Raw genomic sequence first — 7,709 nt, forward strand, 5'->3', positions numbered from 1 at the left:
CGTTTTTATTTTACCAATTTACAGTTGAGTAAGATACAAGGGACGCCACGCTGGCGTCCGTTTATTGAATACAATAAATTGAGGTTTGTCCGCGGTCTGAGGGGAAATGATATTTCCCCTTATTTTTTATAATTATTTGACTATGTTTGGAAGCTCTGTCATTGGCCAACGAGGTTTAACACTGACAGAAAGATCGGTTTGCTCACCGTTTTTTAGGCGAATAAATCCCGCATAAGCAATCATTGCACCATTATCAGTACAAAATTGTGGGCGAGGATAGAATACTTCGCCTTTTAATTGTTGCATCAATTCTGCTAAATCAGCTCGTAGCTGTTTATTTGCACTTACACCACCCGCAATAACTAAACGTTTGTAGCCTGTTTGTTGTAATGCTCTGCGACATTTAATTATCAATGTATCAATGACCGCTTGTTGAAACGCGTGAGCGATATCACATCGAGTTTGTTCATCTAGCATTCCTTCTGCATTCAAATTTGCATTGATCGTATTGGCTGCAAAGGTTTTTAGTCCAGAGAAACTAAAATCAAGACCTGGACGATCTGTCATTGGACGTGGAAAAGTAAAACGACAAGCGGTTCCTTTTTCTGCTAATTTTGCTAATGCTGCTCCCCCAGGATAATCTAATCCGAGTAATTTGGCTGTTTTATCAAAGGCTTCTCCTGCTGCATCGTCAATAGATTCACCTAGTAGCTCGTATTTCCCAACATTTTCGACTTTGACTAATTGGGTATGTCCGCCAGATACAAGTAAGGCAACAAATGGAAATTCGGGTGATTTTTCTTCTAGCATTGGGGCAAGTAAATGTCCTTCCATATGGTGAACACCTAGTGCAGGTACATTCCAAGCATAAGCTAATGAACGAGCGATAGTTGAACCCACTAATAATGCACCAACTAACCCTGGGCCAGCCGTATAAGCAACCCCATCAATATCATTTGCTGTTAAATTTGCCTCTTGTAATGCGGCTTGGATTAAAGGTAGGGTTTTACGAATATGATCGCGTGAGGCTAATTCGGGAACTACACCACCGTAATCAGCGTGCATTTCAATTTGGCTATATAACTGGTTTGCAACTAAGCCGTATTGTTCATCATAAATTGCGACACCAGTTTCATCGCAAGAAGTTTCTATTCCTAAAATACGCATCTTGATTATTTATTCAAAGAATTGGCAGTGTATATAAAGATTAAAAGGGCGTATATCGTACGCCCTAACGCTATTTGCAAAAAATAAAGTGAATCTTACCGCTTAGAATTGTTCACCATAAGCTGGTTTAGTTGCATCAGGGAAAGTTTTATCTTTGTTCTGTTCAATTAATGCCACCGTTTTTTGTGCTGAATCAGTAATTCCCATAGCTTCAAAAGATTTTTGTAAATATGGCAAGGCTTGTTGTGTTGCTTGAGTATCTGGATAATAACGAAGCATTTCCTCTACTCGGTTTACAACAGCGACATAAGCATCACGCTGCATATAGAATTTCACAATATTCAGTTCGTGTTTTGCTAAACGGTTTTTTAAATATGCCATCCAGTTTTGAGAATCTTGAACATATTGACTATGAGGATAATGTTGTACGATACTTTGGAAGTTTCCGAACGCATTACGAGAACTTTCGACAGCTCGCTTAGAATCATCTACTCTAAACAGATCCTGGAACCAATTATCACCTAGACGAACATTACTTAAACCCGCAAGGTAGAATACATAATCCATTGATGCACTATCAGGATAATTACGAGCAAAACGTTCTGCAATATCTAACGCTTTATAATACTCTCCTAGTTTATATTGTGCATAGATTAGGCTCAACTGAACTTGTTCACCATAAGTACCTTGTTGGCTTAGAGTATCAATTGCTTCTAAATGTCGGATAGCATTATTATAGTCTCCGTCTTGTAGATAGGTTTGACCTTTGTTATAAAGTTCTTGAGATGGAATACCTTCAAATTCATTTTTATTTGAGTTTGAACAGCCAGAAATAATGCAAGCTGCTAGAATAAAAGATGCAATTGAGCTGAATTTACGCATAATGATTTACCTATAATAAGTGTCTGCGATGAAAAGTTAATGTACAATGGCGTTCGACTCGCCATTGTTTACAAAGTTCATCTAAAAATGGCGTTATTTTATAGGACATCATACAAGAAGAAAATCATAATTTGGAATTTTATAGAGAATGACTCAACAAATTACGCTACAAACAGAAGTAACCCCTGATTTACTTGGGGCAAGATTAGATCAAGCCCTTGCACAATTATTCCCAGATTATTCACGTTCCCGTATTAAAGTCTGGATCGAAAATAATCAAGTATCAGTGAATGGTACTGTTATTAACAAAGCTCGTGAAAAAGTGTTTGGTGGTGAATATATTGAAATTCAAGCCGAAGTAGAAGATGAGGTTCGCTTTGAACCTGAAGATATTCCACTCAATATCGTATATGAAGATGATGATATTCTCGTGATCAATAAACCAAAAGATCTTGTTGTTCACCCAGGTGCAGGAAACCCAAATGGTACAGTTTTAAATGCATTGCTATATCATTATCCAACCATTGCGGAAGTGCCGAGAGCAGGGATTGTGCATCGTTTAGACAAAGATACAACGGGGTTAATGGTGGTTGCTAAGACGATTCCTGCTCAGACGCATTTAGTTAATGCTCTCCAAAAGCGTAAAATTACGCGTGAATATGAAGCTGTGGCAAGTGGGATTATGACTCAAGGTGGGAAAGTGGATGAACCAATGGCTCGTCATCCAACAAAACGTACCGCAATGGCAGTACACCCTATGGGGAAACCTGCGGTAACTCACTATCGAATTATGGAACGTTTCCGTAATTATACCCGTTTACGCCTACGTTTAGAGACTGGGAGAACTCACCAAATTCGTGTGCATATGGCTCATATAGCACACCCACTGCTTGGTGATCAACTTTATGGTGGAAGACCTCGTCCACCTAAAGGTGCAAGTGAAGATTTTTTAACTGTTCTTCGTAATTTTAAACGTCAAGCGCTTCACGCTGCGATGCTACGTTTAGAACACCCGATTACAGGTGAGCTGATGGAATGGCACGCCCCTTTGCCAGATGATTTCGTTGAGTTAATTGAGGCTCTTAAAGCGGATTATCTTCTTTATAAAGACGATTTAGATTACTAATTCGACCTTGTTCACTTCTGCAATAAGTTATTGCAAAAGCGGTCAGATTGCGAATAATTTTTACAAATTATTGATACAATCTGACCGCTATTATTTAATAATATTGTTCAGAACACTACTCAATACCAGCTATTTTGTGAGTCTGAATACTTAATTGCCAACGAGGTTTATTTATCCTTTGATTTAATAGTCCTAGCTGTGTAATTGTTTCGAGCATATTCATTACGCCATTTTCTTCACAAGGAGAAAGATAGTAACGATCAGCTGGAATCGTCTGCTCAATTTGCTCACAAAAATCTTGAACATCTCCATCAACTACAATCCGCACTTCGTGAGCAAACGGAATATGATGTTTGAGATAGTTTTTTTGGTATAAACGTTTAGGGCTTGTCGCAATATAATCAATTTGTGATGGTACTGGTTTTAAACCGTTTGTTTCTACGGCGATAAAGTAACCTTCTTGTTTTAGCACATCAAGTAGCCGTTCAATATTGGGTTGAATAGTTGGTTCTCCGCCCGTAATAATGATATTTCGAGCGGTAAAGTTTCGCACAATATGCATTATTTCATTGAGTGTTTTGGATTGATATTGGTTGTAATTCGTATCGCACCAAGGACAGGCGAGGTTACACTTACCAAAGCGGATAAAAATACTTGGCATTCCTGTATTAAAGCCCTCGCCTTGAAGGGTTTCGAAAATCTCAACGATACGATATGTCGGATTTTCATTGTTTAAATTGTTTAGCATTCTATTTAGTCATAAGGTTAAAACAAACCTGCACTAAATAGTAATTAGTCGATATTTTTAAACACTCTATTTAGTACAGGAGATAGTAAGAGCAATATACTACCAGTTATTAGCCCTATCATAAATAGTAGCCAGAAGAAACTTCCTGGGTTGTTTTCTACATAGAAGTGTTTATAGATTGTTCCACCAAGAGTTAAACCAAGCCCTAATGCTAAGAAGTTTAATGCAACCATTTGGGTTTTAAAGGTAGCTGGTGCAATCTTGGTTGCAAATGAGAGTGAAATAGGTGAAAGAAATAACTCCCCAATAGTGATAACCAAAAGTGCTAAAGCGAATAATGCCAATGGCATTACGGTGTTTGATTCAAAGTATGGTGTAAAACATAAATAGCCTGAACCAACTATAATCACTGAGAATGCGAATTTAATAGGGGTTTTAGGTTGAAGTTTACCTAGTTTCATCCAAATTGAAGCGAGAATACCAGAGAAAAGAACAACCCATAAGCCTTGTAACGATGTCATCCACGCAACTGGAATCGTAAAGCTACCTAGATTACGATCGATAGTTTGGTCAAAGTAAATGGTTACAACCGTAAATACTTGCATCCACATTGCCCAGAAAATCGAGATAACACAAAACATTGGAATATAAGCAAGAATATAATTTTTCTTCTCTCTTTCTAAATCTGGATTGGTGAGTAATTTAGTGAAGTAAGTTGCAATCGTAATAACAATAGTAATCAGCAATACGGTTGGGAAATTATCTAAGGTGAGCCCTTTTAGAGTGATTGCAGTAAATAATGCAATTAAGCCAAGAATACCGATAATAATCGCATATTTCACTTGAGATGATGGTAACGGATTAGGAACTGGAATATCTGGCAGAGATTTTCTTCCTCTTGAGTATTGCCAAATACCGAATGCCATACCAACGGCTGCAGCAACGAATGCATAACGGAAACCAAAAGATTCTTGCAATAATCCACTGACTAACGGTCCGAAGAATGCCCCTAAGTTGATAGATACGTAGAAAATAGAGAAACCAGAATCACGCAAAATTCGCAAATCTTCTCTCTCATACAAAGCACCAACCATTGTTGTTGCAGATGCCTTAATACCACCTGTACCCAATGCAATAAGTGCTAAGCCTGTGAATAGACCTGAAATTCCTGGAATAAGAGCAATGGCAAGATTTCCAAACATTACAATAAAGCCAGACATAAATAATGTTTTTTCAGGACCCCATATACGATCTGAGATCCAAGCCCCTAAAATAGTGGCTAAGAAAATTGTACCACCGTAGCCACCAACAATACCTCCTGCGATAGTGCTATCAATACCTAGTCCTCCATCAGATACTTTATAGTAAAGATAAAGTAAAAGAATGGATTGCATACCTATGAAGGAAAATCTTTCCCATAATTCGATTTGAAATAGTTTGGCGAGTTGTCGAGGATGACCAAAAAAAGTCTTTTCAGAAGTTTTGCTTTGCATAGCCGTCTCCTTTTCGATAAAAAAATACAACAATGTAGATGCAATAAAGATAGAGGCGACTTACAGCTAGATAATAAACAGCATAAAAAGCTTATAAGTACGCTGTTTATTATATGCACTTTAATGGGTTTAAAGTTGATCTAGATCAAATTTATTGTGAGTATTCACAATATGAAGTAGGCGTTTCCCAAAGGCGAATCAAGCTAACAGGTAAACCAACAGAGGTTAATGTATCAAAAATATATTTAGCCATTTGTTCTGCGGTTGTACGAACTGGAATTGCAAACGTTTTAGAATCAAGCTCGTTTAATAATGCAGCAATCTTGCATTCTTTTTCACTAGTTGAGTCATAAATAAAAGCGTGATCCATTTTATCTAAAATATGGCTTTTTACGGCTGCTTTGAGATCGCTGTAATCCATAACCATTCCAGACTTCGCTCCTTCTGCATAAAGTTCTCCACAAATTTCGACTTGCAGAGTGTAAGTATGTCCGTGAAGGTTTTTACATTTCCCATCGTGTCCATCAAGCATATGTGCCATATCAAAGCTAAATTCTTTAGCGATCTTATACATTGCTACGCTCCACTAAATATTCATTCAATCCTTTTTCTCTCAATAAGCAACTAGGGCAAGTGTGGCAACCACCTTCAATACCTAAATAGCAAGTATGAGTATGTGTTTGAATGTAATCGAAAGCACCTAATTCATCAGCGAGTTTCCAAGTTTCTTTTTTCGTCAAGTACATCAACGGCGTACGAATATTAAAATTGTAATCCATTGCTAAATTAAGTGTAACATTCATTGATTTAATAAAAACATCTCGGCAGTCAGGATAACCGCTAAAGTCTGTTTCACATACCCCAGTAAAGATAGTTTGAATTTGCTGACTTTTAGCATAAATAGCGGTGTAAAGTAGAAAAAGAGCATTACGACCATCAACAAAGGTATTAGGTTTATCACCTTGTTGCTTAATTTCGGCAGAGCTATCCATTAAGGCATTGGTGGTTATCGCCTTAATGACTGAGGTATCAATCACAGTCTGCTTTATACCAAGATCGTTAGCAATCCATCTGGCTTTTTCTAATTCTATGGCGTGGCGTTGCCCGTATTGAAAGGTCACAACTTCCACATTTTCTCTCCCAAATTCTTTAAGAGCGAGAAATAGGCAAGTTGTAGAATCTTGACCGCCTGAAAATATTACAACGGCTTTTTTTGAATTGTTCATTGAGTTTCCTTAGTTTTTTTAAGTGGGAGGTTTGCGAACCACAAATAAGCGGTCGGTTTTTGCAAAAGATTTACAAATTCCGACCGCTTATATGTTTACCTTAGCATAAAACAGAAAACTATGTTCATTATTTTTTACAAATTAGGTGATATTAGATAAAATCATTTAAATTGAGTAGATTATTTATTACGGAGACATTATGCTATGCCAACCAACCAACCAACCAACCAACCAACCAACCAACCAACCAACCAACCAACCAACCAACCAACTGAATATGTTTTTCAAACAGATTGGTTTAGTCACAATATTCCTAGTTTAGATATTATTTTTAATCAATTGAAACCTACACGAATTTTAGAAATAGGTTCATTTGAAGGACGTTCAACGCTTCATTTTATGGAAAAGATGAGTGAATATGCAGAAACTATAGAAATCTATTGTATAGATAGTTGGGAAGGTGGACTAGAACATAAAGAAAATTGGAATATGGATACCGTAGAGCAAGTATTTGAACACAATATGCATCTAGCTATTCAGCAATTCCCAAGAACAACACTTTTTAAATGCAAAGGGTATTCACACCCTAAAATGATGGAGTTACTAGTAGAAGGAAAGAAAGGCTATTTTGATTTCGTTTATGTTGATGGCTCTCACGAAGCTCCAGATGTATTGTTAGATGCTCTATTAGCTCATCAATTAGTAAGGGTTGGTGGAGTCATTGCATTTGATGATTATTTATGGTCTCCAAAAAGTTGGAATGAAGCAGATCACTATTTGTTAGTAAAACCAGCTGTAGATAGCTATGTTAATACATATCAGCGTAAGGTTTCCGTAATTCAATCACTACCAACTTACCAATTATATGTAGTGAAAATAGCAGAATAACAGTTTAATTTTTCAACAAATGGTGAGTTTTTTGCAATTTTTCTGAAAAAAACACTTGCGTTATATTCGGATTTCCCTATAATGCACACCACACAACGACGCACTGTTGTGAACGAATTAAGTTATGCGGTGCGTCGTTCTTTTTTGCTCTTTAACAACATATCAGACAATCTGTGTGG

Annotated in this window: 8 protein-coding genes and 1 riboswitch; of the genes, 2 read left to right on the top strand and 6 right to left on the bottom strand. The window is 37.1% G+C overall.

The window, feature by feature from the left end:
- Window positions 1-132: 132 nt before the first annotated feature.
- The gene (tsaD, locus tag A1D25_RS07260) at window positions 133-1,167 is read right to left on the bottom strand and encodes a tRNA (adenosine(37)-N6)-threonylcarbamoyltransferase complex transferase subunit TsaD (RefSeq protein WP_157395032.1); all 1,035 of its coding nucleotides are present in this window, start codon (window positions 1,165-1,167) and stop codon (window positions 133-135) included.
- Between the two features lie 102 nt (window positions 1,168-1,269).
- Window positions 1,270-2,049, bottom strand: coding sequence for an outer membrane protein assembly factor BamD (locus A1D25_RS07265; protein ID WP_157395033.1), 780 nt, complete (start codon window positions 2,047-2,049; stop codon window positions 1,270-1,272).
- Between the two features lie 148 nt (window positions 2,050-2,197).
- On the opposite strand from A1D25_RS07265, the gene rluD reads away from it, so the two are divergent.
- Window positions 2,198-3,175, top strand: coding sequence for a 23S rRNA pseudouridine(1911/1915/1917) synthase RluD (rluD, locus tag A1D25_RS07270; RefSeq protein WP_157395034.1), 978 nt, complete (start codon window positions 2,198-2,200; stop codon window positions 3,173-3,175).
- Window positions 3,176-3,290: 115 nt separating this feature from the next.
- Here the strand turns inward: rluD and A1D25_RS07275 are convergent, their stop codons facing one another.
- The 4 genes from A1D25_RS07275 to queC all read right to left on the bottom strand — a co-directional run bounded on the left by A1D25_RS07275 (window position 3,291) and on the right by queC (window position 6,642).
- A complete protein-coding gene (locus tag A1D25_RS07275; RefSeq protein WP_157395035.1) occupies window positions 3,291-3,923 on the bottom strand; it encodes a 7-carboxy-7-deazaguanine synthase QueE in 633 nt (210 codons plus the stop codon).
- Window positions 3,924-3,967: 44 nt separating this feature from the next.
- Entirely contained in the window at window positions 3,968-5,416 is a 1,449-nt protein-coding gene (locus A1D25_RS07280; RefSeq protein WP_157395036.1) for a peptide MFS transporter, read from the bottom strand.
- 151 nt (window positions 5,417-5,567) lie between these two features.
- Window positions 5,568-5,990: a 6-carboxytetrahydropterin synthase QueD gene (gene queD / locus A1D25_RS07285; RefSeq protein WP_157395037.1), complete on the bottom strand. Its 423-nt coding sequence runs from the start codon at window positions 5,988-5,990 to the stop codon at window positions 5,568-5,570.
- Window positions 5,983-6,642 carry a 7-cyano-7-deazaguanine synthase QueC gene (gene queC / locus A1D25_RS07290; RefSeq protein ID WP_157395038.1) on the bottom strand — a complete coding sequence of 220 codons (660 nt, stop codon included), beginning with the start codon at window positions 6,640-6,642 and terminating at the stop codon, window positions 5,983-5,985. Before queC ends, queD begins: the two co-directional genes overlap by 8 nt.
- A gap of 3 nt (window positions 6,643-6,645) precedes the next feature.
- Window positions 6,646-6,690, bottom strand: a riboswitch (PreQ1 riboswitch).
- Window positions 6,691-6,846: 156 nt separating this feature from the next.
- Here queC and A1D25_RS07295 point away from each other — a divergent pair.
- Complete coding sequence (locus A1D25_RS07295) at window positions 6,847-7,530, top strand: class I SAM-dependent methyltransferase (RefSeq protein ID WP_157395039.1); 684 nt, start codon at window positions 6,847-6,849, stop codon at window positions 7,528-7,530.
- Window positions 7,531-7,709: the final 179 nt, after the last annotated feature.

This window comes from Ursidibacter arcticus (assembly GCF_009761375.1).
Taxonomy (GTDB): Bacteria; Pseudomonadota; Gammaproteobacteria; order Enterobacterales; family Pasteurellaceae; genus Ursidibacter; species Ursidibacter arcticus.